Origin of the sequence: Pseudomonas sp. 14P_5.3_Bac1 (assembly GCF_025466135.1) — a bacterium.
GTDB lineage: Bacteria > Pseudomonadota > Gammaproteobacteria > Pseudomonadales > Pseudomonadaceae > Aquipseudomonas.
The window spans coordinates 18610-39122 of sequence record NZ_JANLOF010000039.1 but is presented as its reverse complement, the minus strand read 5'-3'; the positions used below and the strand labels follow the sequence as shown (position 1 = coordinate 39122).

Below are 20513 nucleotides of genomic sequence, written 5' to 3'. Positions count from 1 at the left end.
TTCTGCTCTGGTTCGGAACAAACTGAAAGCCTATCGTGGGCTCCAACGTTACCGACCTGGGACCAATTGCCATGCGCACCATCGAGCATTACATCAACGACCAGCGCGTTTCCCGCGATGATCGCTATCAGGACGTTTACAACCCGGCCACCGGTGAGGTGAACGCTCGCGTGGCCTTGGCCAGCCGCCGGACCGTGGGCGAGGCCGTCGCCGCTGCCCAGGCCGCCTTCGCCGGTTGGGCCGACACCCCGCCGATCCGCCGTGCCCGCGTACTGTTCCAATACCTGCACCTGCTGCGTGAACGCAAAGACGACCTGGCGCGCATCATCGTCGCCGAACACGGCAAGGTGTTCACCGACGCCCAGGGCGAAGTCGACCGGGGCATCGACATCCTCGAGTTCGCGTGCGGCATTCCCAACCTGCTCAAGGGCGAACATTCCGACCAGGTGTCGCGTGGCATGGACAACTGGACGATGCGTCAGCCTTTGGGCGTGGTGGCCGGCGTGACGCCGTTCAATTTCCCGGTGATGGTGCCGATGTGGATGTACCCGATCGCCATCGCGGCGGGCAACACCTTCATCCTCAAGCCCAGCCCGACCGACCCGAGCGCGTCGCTGTTCATGGCTGAGTTGCTGCGCGAAGCCGGCCTGCCCAACGGCGTGTTCAACGTGGTGCAGGGCGACAAGGAAGCGGTGGATGCCCTGCTCGAACACCCGGACGTCAAGGCCGTGAGCTTTGTCGGCTCCACGCCGATTGCGCAATACATCTACGAGACCGGCGCGCGCAACGGCAAGCGCGTGCAAGGCTTGGGCGGTGCGAAAAACCACATGGTGGTGATGCCCGATGCGGACATCGAAAAAACCGTCGACGCGTTGATGGGCGCCGCCTACGGCAGTGCCGGCGAGCGCTGCATGGCGATATCGGTGGCGGTGCTGGTGGGTGATGTGGGCGATAAAGTCATCGCTGCCTTGACCGAGCGCGCGAAGACATTGCGCATCACCGACGGCCGCGATTTGAAAGCCGAGATGGGCCCGATCGTCTCGCGTGCCGCACTGGAACGCATCAGCGGCTACATCGAACAAGGCGTGCAGGCCGGCGCGCAATTGCTGCTCGATGGCCGTGACTACGTGCCCACCGAACCGGGCCTGGAAAACGGCTTCTGGCTCGGCGCAACCTTGTTCGACCACGTGACGAAAGACATGAGCATCTACCGCGAAGAAATCTTCGGCCCGGTGCTGGCCTGCGTGCGCGTGAATGACTTCGGCGAGGCGATCAAGCTGGTCAACGACCACGAGTTCGGCAACGGCGTCAGCTGCTTTACCCGCGACGGCAACATTGCCCGCGAGTTTGCACGGCGTATCGAAGTGGGCATGGTCGGCATCAACGTGCCGATTCCGGTGCCGATGGCCTGGCACGGCTTTGGTGGCTGGAAGAAGAGCCTGTTTGGCGACATGCATGCCTACGGCACTGAAGGCGTGCGCTTTTATACCAAGCAGAAATCGATCATGCAGCGCTGGTCGGAGAGCATCGAGCAGGGCGCGGAGTTTGCGATGCCGGTGTCCAAATAGTTCGATAACACCGTAGATCAACTGAGGGAAATCCACTGTGGGAGCGGGCTTGCTCGCGAAGGCGGTGTGCCAGCCAGCTCATGTGTCACTGACCCAACGCATTCGCGAGCAAGCCCGCTCCCACAATTTGACCGAGTTCAACTGCCAGCCCCGTGGTGCTCTGCTTTTCTGTGGGAGCTGGCAAGCCAGCTCCCACACTTTTTTGACCGCGTTTATTCAGGCCGTGGTTTTTGTCGGGTTCAGGCACTCAATGGAGCGATCCACCGTCGTCCTGGCCATCTCCAGCAAATGCCACACCGCCAGAATCTTCGCCCGCTCGGGGTTTGGCAGCAGCTCGCTGCAATTGAGGGTGGTGGCCGACGCGCTGTCGAGCAGGCTCGCGGTGTAGAGCAGGGCGTCTTCGAAGCTCAAGTCTTCGATGGGAACACCCTGGGCGGGCAGGTAATGGTCGATGGCGCGGTTGAATGCGGCGCGGGCCTTGGCTGAACTGAGGGGTGGGTCGGGGACGACTTTATTCATGGTGTAACTCCTATTGAACAAGGAAGCTACCGCCAACGCTGCTAAACGAGGGTGGCAGCTGTACGCGGGTTAGCAGACCGGTCAATAGGAAAACCAGCGCACCCGAAGGTGCCCCACGCACAGCCACCATAAAAGCAGAAGTGAACCGTGTGCCTATTGAAGTCAGGCTGCTAAACCCGGTCGCTGAAATGCAGCGACGGACCGCAGACTAGCCACCGATTCCAACAGGCACAAGGCGGCGGGGATTGTCTAGGAAACGTCCTGCGATTAAAAGCGACGCGCCTTGCTGGCCTTTTCAAAACCAGAAAAAAAGCCATTTCCTACTCATTGGTGGTGCTCGTGGGTTGACCGCGTACTGAATGTCTACTACTGTATATAAACACAGTGTTTAAGCGCTGATCAGCCAAACCCGGCATTACCAGCCACGCCGAACACTGTGTGCAAGTTAACGGATTAACTTGAATCACCGGCTCGCACTGTCGAGCCGCTTTTTATGAAAGAGAGGGAACTCATGTCGTATCCAGAAAGCAAGCTCATCGGCTTGACCGGTTTCGCCCTTGCGGCAAAAGTCACCGGTGGTTGGGCGGGCCAGGTGGTCAGTATCACCACGCTGGACCAACTCAAGGCCAATATTGGCGACACCACCCCGCGGGTGCTGGTGATCAACAGCAATATCTCGGCGTCGAGCCTGACCAAAGTGAACATGGGCGCCAACAAGACCCTGATCGGCTCCTTCCAGAACCGTACGCTGGAGAACATCCACCTGCGTGCCACGGCGCAGTCGCAGAATATTATTCTGCAGAACATTATCTTCAAGCATTCGGCAAGTATTAAGGCCAATGACGATATCCAGGTGTACCTGAGCTACGGCAGTAAATACTGGATCGACCATTGCTCTTTTGTCGGCCACACCTGGTCCACCACGGACGGCAGTGAAGATAAACTGGTGTATATCGGCGAAAAGGCCGACTACGCCACCATCAGCAACTGCTTTTTTGGCAACCACAAATACGGCTTGATCTTCGGCCACCCAGCCGATGACAACAACGCAGCTTTCAATGGTTACCCGCGTCTTACGCTGTGCCATAACCGCTTCGACAACATGGAAGTGCGCGCGCCGGGTTTGATGCGTTACGGTTATTTTCACGTGTATAACAACTACGTGAATAACTTTCACCTGGGTTTTACCCTGGCGCAGAACGCCAATATCCTTTCTGAAAGTAATTACTTCGGCGAGGGCAGCCAGAATAACGGCATGTTGGACGATAAAGGCACTGGTACGTTCACCGACATCAACAGTGTGCCCAGCATCACCAACCAGAAGTCGCCTAACGCCCAGTGGACAGCGCGTTCCAACTATAACTACACCTTGAAAACCGCAGCGCAGGCCAAGGATTTCACGCAAAAGAACGCTGGGGCTCAGGCGGTAGCGCTGGTGTTTGGTAGTTGAGCAGCTCACTGTCTATTGATCGATCATTTATGAAGCGTGCCACTGTATTTATATCAAGGATATAAATACAGTGGTGGCACTTGTGACTTAAATAATTCTTAATGTTGTCATCAATAGGCTTCATGTTAAACCTTGTTTCGCACATATAGAGCCAACTACGGCTCGCTCTTTTCAGTCGCAATGCAGTTGCCGGCTGTCAGTGTTATTTAATCTTCGCTTGTCACTAAAGCGTCAGTAAAAGGACATCATCATGAAACCTGCGAATCACACACCCACTCGTTGGACTCGGGCCGATGCGCTAAAAGTTAATGAAAATGACCCGACGACTACACAGCCGTTAGTGAGTCCTGATTTCCCTGTCATGAGTGACACCGTGTTTATTTGGGACACCATGCCATTGCGTGAACTGGATGGCACGGTGGTATCAATTAATGGTTGGTCGGTTATCTTCACGTTGACCGCAGACCGTCGCCCGCATGATCCACAATTTATCAATGCCGATGGCCGTTACGATATCAAGCGTGATTGGGAAGACCGCCACGGCCATGCGCGCATGTGCTACTGGTATTCGCGCACCGGCAAGGACTGGATCTTCGGTGGCCGCGTGATGGCCGAAGGGGTTTCGCCGACCACCCGCGAATGGGCAGGTACGCCGATCCTGCTCAACAACCACGGCGATATCGACCTGTATTACACCTGCGTAACGCCAGGGGCCACGATTGCCAAGGTCAGGGGCCGGGTCGTCACGTCGGACAGCGGCGTTACGCTTGAGGGCTTCACTGACGTCAAGTCGCTGTTCGAGGCTGATGGCACGTATTACCAGACCGAAGCGCAGAATGCGACGTGGAACTTTCGCGATCCCAGCCCGTTTATCGACCCCAACGACGGCAAGTTGTACATGGTGTTTGAAGGCAATGTCGCGGGCGAGCGCGGTACTCACGAAGTAGGCCCGGATGAACTCGGCCTGGTGCCACCTGGCCATGAAGGCGTCGGCGGTGCGCGGTATCAGGTCGGTTGCATTGGCATTGCTGTCGCCAAGGACCTCAGCGGTGACGAATGGGAAATCCTGCCGCCGCTGGTGACGGCGGTGGGCGTGAACGATCAAACCGAACGCCCGCATTATGTGTTCCAGGACAACAAGTACTACCTGTTCACCATCAGCCACAAGTTCACCTACGCGGACGGTGTGACCGGGCCGGATGGCGTCTACGGGTTTGTTGGCGATCATCTGTTTGGTCCCTACACGCCGATGAATGGCTCGGGGCTGGTACTTGGCAACCCACCATCGCAACCTTTCCAAACCTATTCGCATTGCGTGATGCCCAATGGCCTGGTGACGTCGTTTATCGACAGCGTGCCCACCTCCGGCGATGACTACCGTATCGGCGGCACCGAGGCGCCCACCGTGAGGATTGTATTGAAGGGGGACCGTTCGTTTGTGCAGGAGGCCTACGATTACGGTTACATCCCGGCAATGCGTGATGTTGTGCTGAGCTAGACCGGCCAAAAAGAAGCCACTCATTCGAGTGGCTTTTTTTATGGCTGTGATTCAGCGCCGCCCGGCCCGCGTACTCACATCCACCCACACCGCCAGCACCAGAATGCTGCCCTTTACGATCATCTGCCAGTAACTGTCCACATCCAGCATCGACATGCCGTTATCCAGGCTGGTAATCACCAGCGCGCCGAGCAACGCGCCATACACCGTGCCCGAGCCACCGCGCATGGAGGTGCCGCCGATAAAGCATGCGGCGATGGCATCCAGTTCGCCCATGTTGCCCGCCGACGGTGAACCCGCCGCGAGGCGCGCGGTGTTGACCAGGCCGGCGAGGGCGCACATCACGCCCATGATGCCGAAGATCCACAGTTTCACCGCCTGCACGTTGATGCCCGACAGCCGCGTGGCCTCCATGTTGCTGCCCACCGCATACACGCGGCGGCCGAACACGGTCTGGCTGGTGACGTAGCTGAATACGCCGAGCAGCACCAGCAACAACAGCACCGGCACCGGGATGCCATCGTAGCTGTTGAGGGTGGTGACGAACCCGGCGAGCACCGCGCCAATCACCGCCACGCGCAGCCCATCACGCATCAGGGAGTGCGCAGCCAGGCTGTGCAGGGCGCGGTTACGCCGTTGTTTCCAGGTGAGGAACAGGGTCAGAGCGAACAGCAAAACCCCAAGGCCGATACCCACGCTGTGCGGCAAATAGCCTTGGCCCACATACACCAGCGACGGCGACACCGGCGCGATGGTGGTACCGCCGGTAATCCCCAGCAGAATCCCGCGAAACGCGAGCATGCCGCCCAGGCCGACGATAAACGACGGGATGCGCAGGTAGGCGGTCATGTAACCGTTGGCCAGCCCGAGCATCAGGCCGCACAGTGCCACCAGGCTGAGGTTGGCCAGCAGCGGGATGTGATAGACCACATCCAGAATCGCCGCGAGCCCGCCCAGCAATCCGAGCAGTGAACCCACCGACAAATCGATCTCGCCGCTGATGATCACCAGCACCATGCCGCACGCCAGGATGCCAGTTATCGACATCTGCCGCAGCAAGTTGGAGAGGTTGCGTGGCGTCACGAAACCGCCCTCGGTCTGCCAGCTGAAAAACAGCCAGATAAACGCTACGGCAATCACCAGGGCGAGCATTTTGTAGCGGGTAAACAGCTGTTTGACGTGGTTCATCTACGCGGTCTTCCGATCATTATTGTTATGGCTGAGCGCGGCGGCGAGCACCTGTTCCTGGGTGAGGCCCTGGTTGATGAAATCACCGCGCAACTGGCCGTCGCCGATCACCAGCACGCGGTTGGAAACCCCCAGCACCTCGGCCAGCTCCGAGGAGACCATGATGATCGCCACGCCTTCGGCCGCCAGCGCACACATCAGTGTGTAGATCTCATACTTGGCGCCCACGTCTACCCCACGCGTAGGCTCGTCGAGGATCAGCACCTTGGGCTTGGTCATCAGCATTTTTGCCAGCACGGCCTTTTGCTGATTGCCCCCGGACAGGCTGGTGATCGGCAAAAACGGGCTGGCAGTCTTGAGGTGCATACGCGCGATTTGCTGGTCGATGCTGCCCAGTTCGGCCTCGGCGTCGATGCGGGTCAGGTGCGCATAGCTATCGAGCACCGCCAGGGTGATGTTCTGGCCCACACCCAGGTCGGGAATGATGCCTTGGCGCTTGCGGTCTTCGGGCACCATGCACAGCCCGGCGCGGATCGATTTGAGCGGTGTGCGCGTGTCGATCACCTGGCCATCGAGCCACACTTCGCAGCTGTAGCGGCCGGGGTACGCGCCGAACAGCGCCGACACCAGCTCCGTGCGCCCGGCCCCCACCAGCCCGGCAATGCCGAGGATTTCCCCGCGCCTGAGCACAAAGGAAATATCGTCGACGCGTTTGCGCTTGGGGTTGTCCACGTCATAGCAGGTCACGTTACGCGCTTCGAAAATCACCTCGCCGACCTCGTGCGGCTCGGTGGGGTAGAGGTTGCTCATCTCGCGGCCTACCATCTGGGTGATGATCTGCGGGATATCCATGTCGGCCATGGCGGTGGTAGCGATGTGTTTGCCATCGCGGATCACCGCGATGGTGTCGCACACCGCTGCCACTTCATCGAGCTTGTGCGAGATATACACGCAGGCCACGCCCTTGGCTTTGAGGTCACGGATGATGTCCAGCAGTACGTCGATTTCCGAGCGGGTCAGGGCCGAAGAGGGCTCGTCGAGGATCAACAGGCGCGCCTGTTTGTTCAAGGCCTTGGCGATTTCCACCAGCTGCTGGTAGCCGCCGCCGTACTGTGAAACCGGCAGCGCCACGTTCATGTCCGGCACCTTGAGTTCACGCATCAGTGCCTGCGCACGATGAATCATCGCCGGGTAGTTCATGCGCCCGCCGGGCAGGGTCAGTTCGTGGCCCATAAAGATGTTTTCGGCCACCGACAGGTCCGGCACCAGCGTCAGTTCCTGGTGGATGATGACGATGCCCGCGGCCTCGGTTTCGCTGATCGACTGGGCCTTGAGTGGCTGCCCATCCCAGAGGATTTCACCGTCCCAGGTGCCATACGGGTAAACCGCCGACAGCACCTTCATCAAGGTGGATTTGCCCGCACCGTTTTCACCGCACAGGCCAACACATTCCCCCGGCCGTACCTTGATATCGATGCCGTTCAGCGCCTTGACACCGCCAAAGGTTTTGACGATGCCGTTCATTTGCAGCAAGTAGTCGGCCATGGCGGTCACTGCCCGGCAATCTGCTCTTGGGTATAGAACCCGTCTTTCTCCAGCAGGTCGATATTGGCCTTGGTCAACGGCGTAGGCGTGAGCAGGATGGTGTCGACCTTCTTGCTGCCGTTGTCGTATTGCGAGCTGTAGGTGGGTTTCTCATTGCGCGCCAGTTGCACCGAGAGTTTCGCCGCTTCCGAGGCGATCAGTTTGAGCGGCTTATACACGGTCATGGTCTGGGTGCCGTCGATCACGCGCTTGACGGCAGCGAGGTCGGCGTCTTGCCCGGAAATCGGCACTTTGCCCGCGAGTTTCTGCGCGGCCAGGGCCTGGATCGCACCGCCGGCGGTGGCGTCGTTGGACGCGACGATGGCGTCGATCTTGTTGTCGTTTCGGGTCAGGGCGTTTTCGACAATGCTCAGGGCTTCGGTGGGGTTCCATTCCTTGACCCACTGCTGGCCGACAATCTTGATGTCGCCCTTGTCGATGGCCGGTTGCAGCACTTTCATCTGGCCTTCGCGCAGCACCTTGGCGTTGTTGTCGGTGGGCGCGCCGCCGAGCAGGAAGTAGTTGCCTTTGGGCGCCGCTTGCAGCACGCCGTTGGCTTGCATCTCGCCGACTTTTTCATTATCGAAGGAGATGTAGGCGTCGATATCGGCGTTGAGGATCAGGCGGTCATAGGACACCACCTTGATGCCGGCCTTCTTGGCTTCGGCGACGGCGTTGGTCAGCACGGTGGCGTTGAACGGCACGATAACGATCACATCGACGCCTCGGGAGATGAGGTTTTCGATCTGCGAGATTTGCTTCTGTTCATTGGCATCCGCCGACTGTACGAAGACCTTGGCGTCGAGTTTTTCGGCCGCGGCGACGAAGTAATCACGGTCACGGGACCAGCGTTCCAGGCGCAAATCGTCAATGGAGAAACCGATTTTTGGATGGGCGGAATCGGCCATCACCGGCAGGGCGAGCAGGGCCAGAGCAGTGGCGAGCAAGGTGCGTTTAAATGACTTCATGGTGGTGCGTCCTTTTATTGTTGTTGGAAAGACACGGTGTGACGACTGTAGGCGAACAGTGTAGTTGTGGCGAGCGGGCTTGCCCCGCGTTGGGCGGCGCAGCAGCCCCATTCCTGGCGACCCGTTCTACCTGAAATACCGCGGTGTCAGGTTTCAGGGCCGCTTCGCGCCCCAACGCGGGGCAAGCCCGCTCGCCACAACAAGCCCGCTCGCCACAGGCAGACACCCTGTCAGGTATAGATAAACCGGTTGACCACGCCTTCAAGCATCTCCTGCCGGCCACTCACGGCCTGCGGGTTCAGCTCGTGTGCAAAGGCATGCTCGGCCAGCGACTCCAGGCTGAACTCACCGGCCAATACCGCCCGGCCCAATGGCTGGTTCCAGCCGGCATAACGCTGATCCTTGAACTGCTGCAGCCGGTCGTTCTGCACCATTGCCGCTGCGCGCTCCAGCGCCAGTGCCAGCACATCCATGGCGGCGACGTGGCCGTGGAACAGGTCGACATCGTCCAGGCTCTGGCGGCGGACTTTGGAATCGAAGTTGTAGCCGCCGTTCTTGAACCCGCCGGCCTTGAGGATTTCGTAGGTGGCCAGGGTCATCTCCTCGACGCTATTGGGGAACTGGTCGGTGTCCCAGCCGTTCTGCGGGTCGCCGCGGTTGGCGTCGATACTGCCGAAAATCCCGAGGGACACGGCGGTGGCGATCTCATGATGGAAACTATGACCGGCGAGGGTCGCGTGGTTGGCCTCGATATTCACTTTGATCTCGTGTTCCAGGCCGTACTCATGCAGGAAACCGAACACCGTGGCGCTGTCGTAATCGTATTGGTGTTTGGTCGGCTCCTGGGGCTTGGGCTCAATCAACAGGTCGCCCGTAAAGCCGATCTTGTGCTTGTGCTCCACCACCATGCGCATAAAGCGTCCGAGCTGTTCGCGCTCGCGTTTGAGGTCAGTATTGAGCAGGGTTTCGTAGCCCTCGCGGCCGCCCCACAGCACATAGTTGGCACCCTTGAGCCGCAGCGTGGCGTTCATCGCGCTGAACACCTGCGCGGCGGCGTAGGCGAACACCTCCGGGTCCGGGTTGCTGGCAGCGCCGGCGGCAAAGCGCGGGTTGCTGAAGCAGTTGGCGGTGCCCCACAGCAATTTGATGCCGGTCTGTTCCTGGTGGCGCTCCAGGTGGTCGACCATTTGCGCAAAATGGTTGCGGTACGCCTTGATCGAGGTGCCTTCGGGGGCGACGTCGGTGTCGTGAAAGCTGTAGTAGTCGATGCCCAGTTTGGAGAAAAACTCGAACGCCGCTTCTGCCTTGCCGATGGCCAGTTCCATCGTGTCGCCGGTGCGCTGCCAGGGGCGTTTGAAGGTGCCTACACCAAACATATCCGCCCCTGGCCACACAAAGGTGTGCCAATAACAGGCTGCCATGCGCAGGTGCTCGCGCATGGGTTTGCCGAGGATGATTTTGTTGGCGTCATAGTGGCGAAAGGCGAGGGCAGAGTCGCTGCTGGGGCCTTCGAAGCGAACCTTCTCGACACCGGGGAAGTACGGCATGGCGATTTCCTTATTGTTCTTGGCGGTGACTCGATACTAGCAACGGCATCGGGACTGCCGATTATGAAAATCACCAAGCCATGGTGCGATTTTGACTAGAGAGGTCTAGGCTGTGGCGACCGGCTTTAAGGATAAAAACAATGAAAACCCTACCGCCTGTTCACCGCATTGCCTTGCTGTTCAATGGCAGCAAGATCTACGACCGGGGCATCATCACCGGCATCGGCAATTACCTGAGCAGCACGCGCGTGTCCTGGGACCTGTTTCTTGAAGAGGACTTTCTGTGTCGCCTCAAGGGCATCGAACGCTGGCAGGGCGATGGCATCATCGCCGACTTTGACGACCCGCTGATCGGCGAGGCGCTGGCCGACATCAAGCTGCCGGTGGTGGCGGTGGGCGGCTCCTATCAGGATGCGCGTGCCTACCCGAAGGGCATTCCCTATGTCGCCACCGACAACCGTGCGTTGATGAAGCTGGCGTATGAGCATTTGATCGAGGCAGGCCTGCGCCGTTTTGCCTGTTTCAGCCTGCCGGAAGCCCAGGCCAATCGCTGGGCTCAGGAGCGTGAGAAAGCCTTCCGCCGTCTGTTGCAACGCGATGGCCTGCACGTGGAGGTCTACCGCGGCCTGGGCACCAGCGCACCGTTGTGGGACAGCGCCGTGGAACAGCAGATTGCCTGGCTGCACAGTTTGCCCAAGCCCATCGGCATCATTGCCGTCACCGACGCCCGCGCACGGCAGCTGCTGCAAGCCTGCCTCACTGCGGGCATTGCCGTGCCCGAAGAAGTCGCATTGATCGGCATCGACAATGACCCGCTGACTCGCACGCTGACGCGCGTGCCGTTGAGTTCAGTCATCCAGGGCACCGAGACCATGGGCCGCACGGCCGCGGCGCTGCTGCACCAGATGCTGCACGGCAAACCCTGCGCGGGCACACAGATTCTGGTGCCGCCGGATGCGATCAATGTGCAGGCGTCCAGCTTGCATCAACCGTTGGGTAACCCGTACGTGATGCAGGCGCTGTTGTTTATCCGCCAGTACGCTTGCCAGGGCATCAAGACCGCCCAAGTGGCGGCCTATGTTGGCGTTTCGCGCTCCTCCCTCGAATCACACTTTCGCAAGGCGCGCGGCTGCAGCGTGCACGATGAGATCCTGCGCTTCAAACTTGCGGCCGCCGCCAAGGGCCTGGAAAACCAAACCCTGGCGATTGCCGACATCGCGGCGCGCTGCGGCTTCAAATCGGCGCAGTACCTGCACACCGTGTTTCGGCGGGAGTTTGGGTGTACGCCGCGTGAGTATCAGCACACAGCGGCTTCATAATGTCGGCAGACGCGGGGAAAGGGATAAGGACATGCGGTATTACTTACTCAGGCCGGATCACTCAGTGCCGCACAAATGGGTGCTTGGAGACATACGGCACGTTAATAACTGGCACTTCAGTAATCCGCCGCCCAATTACATGGAGCCTGGCACGTACACCCTCGACGTCAGGTTCGAAGGGGTTGAGGTTGATTACGCGCTGGCGGGTTATGGCAGTGTTCCGGTATTGAGCAGAAGAGCACGTGATGCATTAGTGGGCTTGCCGGAGGTGGATAAGCCTTATCACCATCTCGTACTTGAGCCGGTGCACATCGCGAACACGCACGTTGAACAGGACTATTTCGTGATGATCATCGAGACGCAGGTTGAGTGCGTTGATCAACAACGCTCGGAATATCAGCGGTATGCCGTGGATGACCCGGTGCGGCCGGACCGGGCGGGGGATTATCGCGGCTTTACCAGGCTCGTTATTGATCCGGTAAACGTGGGTGGCCGAGATATTTTCAGGCTTAAGCACTATCTGGGTGCAATCATCGTCAGCGAAGAGGTAAAGCGTCGCTTCGAGAGCGCAGGGGTAGTCGGGATGGCGTTTGATTCGGTAAATGGTGACACAACCACTGTGACCTGACAGGCGCGAGACGCAGCTGGCGCTCGCGCCTCGGCCCTTATCCGGTCAGAAAGTGGCCTTCACCTGTAAACCCACTACCAGCGCGTTGTCGATGTTCTCACCGGAAAACGCCCCCGGCTCGATGATGTATTGCACATCCGGGCGCAACGTCAGCCACGGCGTGGCCTGGTAGCCGTAACTGAGTTCGATCAGTTGCTCGGCATTGTTCAGGTTGGGGTAGTCGGTGCCCGCGTTGAACGCCGCCAATTCCTGCACATCCCGACTGCGCGGGTTCGGCACCGCACGGCCATAACCCAGGGCGACGGTGTCGCGCGGGCGGCCTTCGAACGGTTTGTACAGCACCACGCCCGCGCCATACCACTTGCTGAACGGCGAGGCAGCCTCGCTGGCGGCCGAGTATTGGCCGAAGGCGTGCAGCACGCGACCGGCTGATGTGCTGGACGCCCACACGGCCTGGTCGATCAGCAGGTAGTGACCGCCGCGCCCGCTGACTTCTTTGTTGCTACCGATGCGTTTGACGTCGGAGCTGTCGTAGTAGTAACCCAGCTTGTATTCACCCGGCAGCGTGCCCGCGTGTTTGTAGACCAGCTCGATCGGTACCACGGTGCCGGTGGTGCGTTTAGGGTCCAGGTGCCAGGCGCGGCTGGAGTTGCCGTTACTGTCCGGGTCGACATTGAACGCTGCCACGCGCAGTTGCCAGGATGGCGAGAAATCGTATTTCACCCGCGCGCCGAGGCGCGCATTCGGGTAGTTGGTCCAGCCGCTGCCGCCGGACATGTTCAGCGGGTGCCCACAGAAACCGGCGTTCATGAAGTTGCACAGGATGCCGCTGTCGAGGCCGCCGAGGTCATTGCCCATGGCCATGTAGCCCAGCTTGATGTTCAGCGCGGGGGTGAACAGCGTGCGTTCGTAGCTCAACTCGGTGAGGCGGGTGTAGAGGCCGCCGTAGTTTTCCTGGATCGGCAGGCGGTTGCCCACCAGGTCTTCGGAGGCGCTGTTGCCGCGCCGGTCGTTGATGGTCAGCTGGATGCGGTCGCCGTTGTTGAAACCGTAGAGCTTGCCCAGGTCGAACTGCACGCCAAGCTTGATGTTTTGCGAGTAGCGCGCCGAACGGTGTTGGCCGCCGTCGGCGTTGTAGGCGGTTTCGCCGCTGTAGTCGCCGGTGAAGCGGATGCCTTGCTCGTCGAGTTCACGGCGCAGGCCGCCCCAGTCGCCGGTCAGGGTGGTGTCGTCGGCTTGAACGGGCAGGGCGGCAGCAAAGGCCAGGCCCAGCACCAGGCGGCCAAGGGGCAGATGAGAAGTGGGGGTCATGCGTGGTTTTCCAGACAAAAAGCGCGGTGCCGGAGGGCGACACCGCGCGAACACGGGGTTATGGCAGGGCGTAGGCGATCACGTAGTCGCCACGGTCAGTGGACTGGCGCGCGCCGCCGGCGGTGATGACGATGTATTGCTTGCCGGTTTTCGGCGACACATAGGTCATCGGGCCGCCTTGGCTGCCCACCGGCAGGCGGGCTTTCCAGACTTCATCACCGTTGCCGCTGTTGAAGGCGCGCAGGTAGAAGTCCTGGGTGCCGGCGATAAAGATCAGGCCGCCCTGGGTGGACAGCGTGCCGCCGAGGGTCGGCAGGCCAATCTTGATCGGCAGGTGCATGCGGATGCCCAGCGGGCCGGTGTCTTCAACCGTGCCCACCGGCACTTGCCAGGCGATCTGCTGGGTCTTCATGTCGATGGCGGTCAAGGTACCGAACGGCGGCGCCTGGCACGGGATGCCGGCCACCGACAGGAAGCGGTTTTTGTTCACCGCATACGGCGTGCCCTTGAGCGGTACCGCGCCCATGCCGGTGTTCAGCGCTTCGCCACCGGACGAGGCCTTGGCCTTGTTCTGCGACGGGATCATCTGGATCCACAGGCCCAGGCGCATGTCGTTGACGAAGATAAAGCCATGTACCGGGTCGGTGGAAATGCTGCCCCAGTTCATGCCGCCCAGGGAGCCTGGGAAACTCAGCGATTTATCGGTGCCCGGCGCGGTGTACAGGCCTTCGTAGCGCATGCCCTTGAAGTCGATACGGCACAGCAACTGGTCGTAGGGCGTGGCGCCCCACATGTCCGATTCGTTCAGGGTTTGCGCGCCGATCTGCGGCATGCCCACCGATTTAGGCTGGGTCAACGAGTACGGCTCGTTGGGAATGTTCGCGGCCTTGACCGGCACTTCCTTGACGTCTGTCAGCGGCTTGCCGGTGGCGCGGTCGAGCACGTAGATCTGCCCGGCCTTGGTGCCGATCACTACAGCCGGTACTGCCTTGTCGCTGCCCGGTGGGGTGAAGTCGATCAAGCTCGGCTGCATCGGCAGGTCGAAGTCCCACAGGTCGTTGTGGACGGTCTGGTACACCCACTTTTCTGCGCCGGTGGAGGCGTCCAGCGCCAGCACCGAGGCGCCGTATTTGTGATTCAGTTGGGTACGTTCAACGCCATAGATGTCGGTGGACGAGCTGCCCATCGGCAGGAAAACCGTGTTCATCAGCGGGTCGTACGACATCGGCGCCCAGCTGTTCGGCGTGCTGCGCACGTAGGTGCTGCCAGCGGCTGGCGCTTGTTTGTCTTCGGGGTTGCCCGGGTCGAAGGCCCAGCGCATTTGGCCGGTGATCACGTCGAAACCACGGATCACGCCGCCGGGCATGTCGGTTTGTACGTTGTCGGCGACGCGGCCACCGACGACGACGGTGGTGCCGGCCATCAACGGTGCCGACGACAATTGGTAGTAGCTGTCCGGCACATCGCCCAGGCCGGCTTTGAGGTCCACTTGGCCGTGGGTGCCGAAGTCTTCGCAGAATTTGCCGGTGTCGGCATCCACCGCGATCAGGCGTGCATCAATGGTGTTGGTCAGCAGGCGACGCTGGCACTGTGCACCGGCCGCCACGCTGGCAGCCATGATCGGCGAGCTGTTGGGTTGGGTCGGCTGGGCAATGGGCGCGGTGGCGTCGAAATACGCCATGCCACGGCAACGCTGCCACACCGCCGATTTGGCGTTGACTTCGTTCTTCCACAGCTCTTTGCCGGTGTCGGCGTCCAGTGCGATCAGGTTGTTGTGCGGCGTGCAGATGAACACCTTGTTGCCGATCTGCAGGGGCGTCAGTTGGTCTTCGGCACCGTTGCCGTCGCTGATGGCGACGTCGCCGGTGTGGTAGGTCCACGCCACTTTGAGCTTGTTGACGGTGTCGCGGTTGATCTGGTCCAGCGCGGCAAAACGGCTGCCGCCTTCGGTGTTGCCGTAGTGGGCCCAGTCTTTCTGCGCGTCGGCGGCAGCCACCGGCGTGATGCCCGGGCCTTTACCGGTAGGCGCCACGCTTGGGTGCGCCACGAACATGTTGCCTGCAGCGACGGCCACGCCCACTGCCAATACGGCAGCAATGCCATACGCGCCGCGAGCCGGCTTGCCGGCCAGCAGCGGATACACCAGCGCCACCACCACGCCGATCACCGCAAACATGAATAGCCGCGAGAACAGCGGCCAGTACACCAGCCCTACATCCGCCACCGCCCAGACCGCCGTGCCCACCAGAAAGGCGGCGAACAACCACGCGCCAGCCGGGTTGCGTCGCGCGATCAACAGGCCGGAAACGGCCATGGCCACGCCACCGGTCAGGAAGTACCAGGAACCGCCCAGGCTGACCAGTTTGGCGCCGCCAACGGCCAGGGCCACGCCGAGCAGGGCAATGATGATGCCCAGGCCCAGCAGGAGATATCGTGAGGCGCCAGTGGCGCGGGATGCTCGTTTCATGTCGACAGGACTCGAAGGTGAGTGACTAAAGATCGAATGTTAGCAAGATAAGTAACTGGTTAGTACATTCTACTGGGTAATAGTCTGTTACAGGCTTTGGGATGATGGTGTTGCAAACCGCCTTGAAGTGGCAAGCAGGCTTTTTTGTGTGGCAAGCAGGCTTTTGTGTGGTGAGCAGGCTTTGTGTGGTGAGCAGGTTTTGTGTGGCGAGCAGGCTTGTCCTGCGTTGGGCTGCGAAGCAGTCCTGAAAACAAACACCGCGTTCTGGCTGGCAGACCGAGGTGTTTTTATTGGGGCCGCTTCGCAGCCCAACGCAGGGCAAGCCTGCTCGCCACTCTTCACTCCAGGGAGGCGAGAAACTCGGCTACACACGCCATGCACGCTTCACGCTCTTCAACATGCGGCATATGGCTGGACTGCTCGAAAATCTGCCAGCGCACGTCGCTGATGCCGTCGGCAAACGGCTGCACCGTGGCCGGTGTGGCTTCGTCGAAGCGCCCGGAGATCAGCAGCGTGGGCACCTGGATTCGCGCCAGGCGATCAATGATCGTCCAGTTGCGCATGCTGCCGATCACATGGAACTCAGTGGGACCGTTCATCGCGTGGTAGACGGTGGGGTCTTCTTCGATGGCGGCATTGGTGCGCTCAACTTCGGCCGGTATCGGTTGGGTACGGCACACATGGCGCGCGTAAAACACCTCCGCTGCGGCGAGGTATTCAGCGGTGTCGGTGGTGCCGGCGGCTTCGTGGCGCAGCAACGTGGCCTGCACCTCGGGCGGCAGCGCCTGGCGCAGCTCATTCGCCGCTTCGCACCACAAGTCCATCGAGGCTGGCGAATTGGCAATAATCAACGCTTTCAAGCCGGCAGGCTGGCGCACCGCGTGCTCGGCGCCGAGCATGCCGCCCCAGGACTGGCCCAACAGCGCGTAGTCGCTGATCTCAAGGTGCTCGACCAGGTTGTCCAGCTCTGCCAGGAACAGTGCCACGCTCCAGAAATCGACAGAGGCGCCGGGTAAGTGGGTCGAGCGGCCATTGCCGACCTGATCGTAATGCACCACCGCGCGGCCCGTGGCGGCCAGGTCTTTGAAACTGTCGACGTAATCATGGGTGCAGCCCGGGCCGCCGTGGGCAACGATCAAGGGCAGACGCCCTGAATTCAAGTCGCCGGTGACCCGGAACCACGTCCGATAGCCACGGAAATCGGCATAACCTTCGCGAACCTGCATGTTCTGTACCTCATTGGGATCGATGCGGTACAGGCTAGCCAAAACGGCGCGTCAGGTGCACTGGTAAAAGTGATAGGTTCTCAAACTTCCACCAGCCGGTAGTGCAAACCACGCGCCACGGCTTCGACGCGATTGCGCGCACCCAACTTGCGCGCGGCGGCGACCAGGTGCAGGTTGACCGTCGCCTCGGAGCGGTTGAGGGCGGCCGCAATGCACTTGGCCGACAGCCCCTTGGCCGAATGCTGCAGGCACTCGCGCTCGCGCCGGGTGAGGTGAACATGGGTGCAACAGCGCTGCGCCGGTGCCAGCAGTTCGCTGGCCCGGGCCTGGAAGGTGTGTGCCAATCCCAGCATGTCACCAAGACTTTGCCGGGCCTGCTGCTCGGCCTGCGCCGGGGTGCCGTCGATGATCGCGGTGAGCGTGGCAAAGCCGCCATCCGGCAAGTGCAGCGGCACCGTCAGGCCGGTGCTCAGGCCGTAGTCGCGGACATAGTGGGCCACCGGGCGATGGGCGTCGGTCAGGGCGACGTTCCACTTGGTGTCGCTGCCGAATGACCACACAAACGGCGTGGTTCTGCGCGCTGCGCATTGCTGCACCGGGTCGATCTGGTAATAGCCGCCTGTGCACCACAGGTCGTGCATGTCCAGCGGTGCATTCAGCGCCTTGAACACCGACGGGGTGATCAGCGCGCCTTCATGGCTGACCGGCACTGGCGCAAAGTCGTAGATCAGCGTGTTGAACCCCAACCGGTTGGTCGCCGCCTGCACATGCGCCAGGCACGCATCCAGGCTGGTCAGGTGGGCGAGTTGCTCGCTGAATGTCATCAGGTCGGTGTGCATGACGCCTCCGGGCGGTGGGATGCGCGGTTTCTCCAGCAAACGCCATACCAACGGTTGTCATGCGGGCCTTGGCGCATCGCGCACCGAACCGGCGGTGGCAGATGAAATGCGCCTGACGAGCACCACCTGCCTTCGTGAGCCTGTTGATGCGCTCAGCCGATGCGCTCGCCACCCAACGCATCGCGCTGCATCGACTGCAGGTTTTTCTCGATGGTTTCGCAGATGCTTTCCATCTGGATCTGGTGCTCGCTGGAGTGAAACGGGCTTTGCAGGTCGGTGCCGATACGCTCGATCGCCAGCAGCATAAAGCCCACCACCGTCGAGGCCAGCGGGGTGAACCAGCCCAGGGACTCCACCAGCCCGACCGGCACGATCAGGCAGAAAAGAGAAATAAACAGCCGTGGAAAATACACGTAAGGGTAGGGCAGCGGCGTATTGGCGATGCGCTCCATGCCACCTTGGGCATTGGACAAGTCCACCAGGGTTGACTCCAGTCGCGACAGGCGGATGCTGTCCAGGTGGCCGGCCTTGTACTCCCTGGCCAGCAATGCCGCCGAGCCGGTAAGGATGTCATTGGCGAAGTTATTGGTCGCACCGTTGCGCGCGAACTCCTCGGCCGGGATGAACGCACGCACCTCGTCGGGGCACGGTTTGCCCCTGAGGTGCGCCGCCAGGCAATTCACATAGGCCACATGACGGCGCAGCAGCGTGGCTTTGGCCGGGTTCACTTCGCCGTCCGGGTCGTCCAGCAGCGTCAGCACCTGTCGGGCAAAACTGCGTGAGTTATTGACCATCGCGCCCCATAGCGTGCGGGCTTCCCACCAACGGTTGTAAGCGCTGCTGTTGCGAAAACTGATCAGCACCACCAGCGCCGAACCCAGCAAGGTCAACGGCATCAGCGGCAAATTGATCTTGGTGGTGAGAAACAGCATGAAATCCACCGTCACGGCGACATCCCACAACAACAGCCAGAACAGGGCCCAGCCCACATAGCCCATGGTCTTGATGATCAGGCGGTATTTTTTGATGATGGCGGCTTTCAAACGAGGTCCTCGCGGCGAGCGGTAAGCAACAATGCCTTAGCTCGGACGCTGGTTTGGGGGGAAGGTTCGCTGTTGACCTGAATCGTTTAAGGCGAGTGCGGTCAATGTTCATAACCCTTTAGGAGGCTCTATGAAAATTGGCGTGATTTCCGATACCCATGGCTTGCTGCGGCCTGAGGCGATCGCGGCGCTGCAAGGCTGCGAGCAGATTATCCATGCGGGGGATATCGGCGGGCCGGACATCCTTGAACACCTGGCGCGGATCGCGCCGGTGCATGTGGTGCGCGGCAACAATGATCAGGACGCGGCCTGGGCGCAGCAGGTGCCTGACCATCTGAGCATTGATCTTGACGGCTGGAAAACCCTGGTCGTGCATGACATTGCCGACGTGCCCGCGTTACTCGACCCGCACACACGGCTGGTGATCACCGGTCACTCGCACAAACCCTTGATCGTGTGGCGCGGCGCAACGTTGTACGTCAACCCCGGCAGCGCTGGCAGGCGCCGGTTCAAACTGCCGGTGACACTTGCGGTGCTTGAGATCGTTGAGGCGTCGATTGAGTCGCGGCTGATTTCGCTGGTGGACGCTGTTCAGTAGCCGATTGGCTCAATCAGGTGACGCCCGTCGTGCATTTACAACGGGGTCAGCACGTTCATCACCGTGTCCAGCGCCACGCGCGTGTCGTCCAGTTGCACCAGCGAAGCGTGGCGGGCGCCGAGGGCGTCGCGGTTCTGGATCGCCGTGAGAATGGCCTTGTGACGCGGCAGGCTCAGGCCCTGGATGTCCGGGCGGCGATTGGTGATGTTGATCGACTCGCGCAACGGCAGCGAGAGCATGTTGCACATATAGGCAAGCAGGTCATTGCGGGTGGCGTCGGCAATCGCGCGGTGAAAGTCCAGGTCGGCCTGCAGCAGGTCGTCGTGGGTCTTGGCGGTTTCCATGCCCAGGTAGGCTTGTTCGATGGTGGCAATGTCTTCATCGGTGGCGGTGGTCGCGGCCATGGCGGCGATTTCCGGTTCGAGGATGCGCCGCACGCCGGCCAGGGTGTTGAAAAACTCACTGTGCGGCGTGGTCTGCATCAGCCAGGACAACACGTCAGGGTCGAGCAAATGCCATTTCAGGCGTGGCCGCACCACCGCGCCCACCCGCGGTTTGGAATACACCAGGCCCTTGGCGCTGAGCACGCGCGTCGCCTCGCGCAACACCGACCGGCTGACCTTGTACTCCTCGCACAGCGTGGCCTCCATGGGCAGGCGTTCTTCGGGTTTGAAGCGACCGGAAACGATGTGCATGCCCAAGTCCTGAACGATCTGGGCATGCATGCTCTTGCGCGGCTTGGACGGCTGGTGATCCATAA

Annotated in this window: 17 protein-coding genes; 6 read left to right on the top strand and 11 right to left on the bottom strand. The window is 60.8% G+C overall.

The annotated features are described in order from the left end of the window. The first annotated feature begins 71 nt into the window (after positions 1-71). Positions 72-1568, top strand: coding sequence for a CoA-acylating methylmalonate-semialdehyde dehydrogenase (locus NTD89_RS09650; protein ID WP_262207398.1), 1497 nt, complete (start codon positions 72-74; stop codon positions 1566-1568). Positions 1569-1784: 216 nt separating this feature from the next. Here NTD89_RS09650 and NTD89_RS09645 read toward each other — a convergent pair whose 3' ends face one another. Beyond that, positions 1785-2087 (bottom strand): DUF6124 family protein, encoded by a 303-nt coding sequence (locus tag NTD89_RS09645; protein WP_145164805.1) that lies wholly within the window; start codon positions 2085-2087, stop codon positions 1785-1787. A gap of 511 nt (positions 2088-2598) precedes the next feature. Between NTD89_RS09645 and NTD89_RS09640 the strand changes: the two genes are divergently transcribed. Together NTD89_RS09640 and NTD89_RS09635 are read left to right on the top strand one after the other, a co-directional pair. After that, positions 2599-3537: a pectate lyase gene (locus tag NTD89_RS09640; protein WP_262207303.1), complete on the top strand. Its 939-nt coding sequence runs from the start codon at positions 2599-2601 to the stop codon at positions 3535-3537. A 250-nt stretch (positions 3538-3787) separates the two neighbouring features. Next, positions 3788-5035 (top strand): glycoside hydrolase family 68 protein, encoded by a 1248-nt coding sequence (locus NTD89_RS09635; protein WP_262207300.1) that lies wholly within the window; start codon positions 3788-3790, stop codon positions 5033-5035. Positions 5036-5086: 51 nt separating this feature from the next. Here the strand turns inward: NTD89_RS09635 and NTD89_RS09630 are convergent, their stop codons facing one another. The 4 genes from NTD89_RS09630 to xylA form a co-directional block, all read right to left on the bottom strand. Next, positions 5087-6223 (bottom strand): sugar ABC transporter permease, encoded by a 1137-nt coding sequence (locus NTD89_RS09630; RefSeq protein ID WP_145164811.1) that lies wholly within the window; start codon positions 6221-6223, stop codon positions 5087-5089. Next, a complete protein-coding gene (gene xylG / locus NTD89_RS09625) occupies positions 6224-7768 on the bottom strand; it encodes a D-xylose ABC transporter ATP-binding protein (protein WP_262207299.1) in 1545 nt (514 codons plus the stop codon). A 5-nt stretch (positions 7769-7773) separates the two neighbouring features. After that, complete coding sequence (xylF, locus tag NTD89_RS09620) at positions 7774-8775, bottom strand: D-xylose ABC transporter substrate-binding protein (RefSeq protein ID WP_145164815.1); 1002 nt, start codon at positions 8773-8775, stop codon at positions 7774-7776. A 230-nt stretch (positions 8776-9005) separates the two neighbouring features. After that, positions 9006-10322: a xylose isomerase gene (gene xylA / locus NTD89_RS09615; RefSeq protein ID WP_262207296.1), complete on the bottom strand. Its 1317-nt coding sequence runs from the start codon at positions 10320-10322 to the stop codon at positions 9006-9008. Positions 10323-10462: 140 nt separating this feature from the next. Here xylA and NTD89_RS09610 point away from each other — a divergent pair, with 140 nt between their 5' ends. Together NTD89_RS09610 and NTD89_RS09605 are read left to right on the top strand one after the other, a co-directional pair. Next, positions 10463-11641 (top strand): XylR family transcriptional regulator, encoded by a 1179-nt coding sequence (locus NTD89_RS09610; protein WP_145164819.1) that lies wholly within the window; start codon positions 10463-10465, stop codon positions 11639-11641. Between the two features lie 31 nt (positions 11642-11672). Continuing rightward, positions 11673-12269, top strand: coding sequence for an imm11 family protein (locus NTD89_RS09605; protein WP_262207295.1), 597 nt, complete (start codon positions 11673-11675; stop codon positions 12267-12269). Between the two features lie 45 nt (positions 12270-12314). Here NTD89_RS09605 and NTD89_RS09600 read toward each other — a convergent pair whose 3' ends face one another. The 5 genes from NTD89_RS09600 to NTD89_RS09580 form a co-directional block, all read right to left on the bottom strand. Continuing rightward, the gene (locus tag NTD89_RS09600) at positions 12315-13580 is read right to left on the bottom strand and encodes a carbohydrate porin (RefSeq protein ID WP_262207294.1); all 1266 of its coding nucleotides are present in this window, start codon (positions 13578-13580) and stop codon (positions 12315-12317) included. Positions 13581-13638: 58 nt separating this feature from the next. Continuing rightward, entirely contained in the window at positions 13639-16047 is a 2409-nt protein-coding gene (locus NTD89_RS09595) for a glucose/quinate/shikimate family membrane-bound PQQ-dependent dehydrogenase (protein ID WP_262207292.1), read from the bottom strand. 338 nt (positions 16048-16385) lie between these two features. After that, complete coding sequence (locus NTD89_RS09590; protein ID WP_262207290.1) at positions 16386-17273, bottom strand: proline iminopeptidase-family hydrolase; 888 nt, start codon at positions 17271-17273, stop codon at positions 16386-16388. An 80-nt stretch (positions 17274-17353) separates the two neighbouring features. Beyond that, positions 17354-18112, bottom strand: a complete 759-nt coding sequence (locus NTD89_RS09585) for a helix-turn-helix transcriptional regulator (protein WP_262207288.1) — start codon at positions 18110-18112, stop codon at positions 17354-17356. A 152-nt stretch (positions 18113-18264) separates the two neighbouring features. Beyond that, positions 18265-19155: a bestrophin family protein gene (locus NTD89_RS09580; RefSeq protein WP_262207286.1), complete on the bottom strand. Its 891-nt coding sequence runs from the start codon at positions 19153-19155 to the stop codon at positions 18265-18267. A gap of 130 nt (positions 19156-19285) precedes the next feature. Between NTD89_RS09580 and NTD89_RS09575 the strand changes: the two genes are divergently transcribed. Further along, on the top strand, positions 19286-19753 hold the full coding sequence (locus NTD89_RS09575) for a metallophosphoesterase family protein (protein ID WP_145164834.1): 468 nt from the start codon (positions 19286-19288) through the stop codon (positions 19751-19753). Positions 19754-19788: 35 nt separating this feature from the next. Here NTD89_RS09575 and NTD89_RS09570 read toward each other — a convergent pair whose 3' ends face one another. Next, positions 19789-20511, bottom strand: coding sequence for a FadR/GntR family transcriptional regulator (locus tag NTD89_RS09570; RefSeq protein WP_145164836.1), 723 nt, complete (start codon positions 20509-20511; stop codon positions 19789-19791). Positions 20512-20513 lie beyond the last annotated feature (2 nt).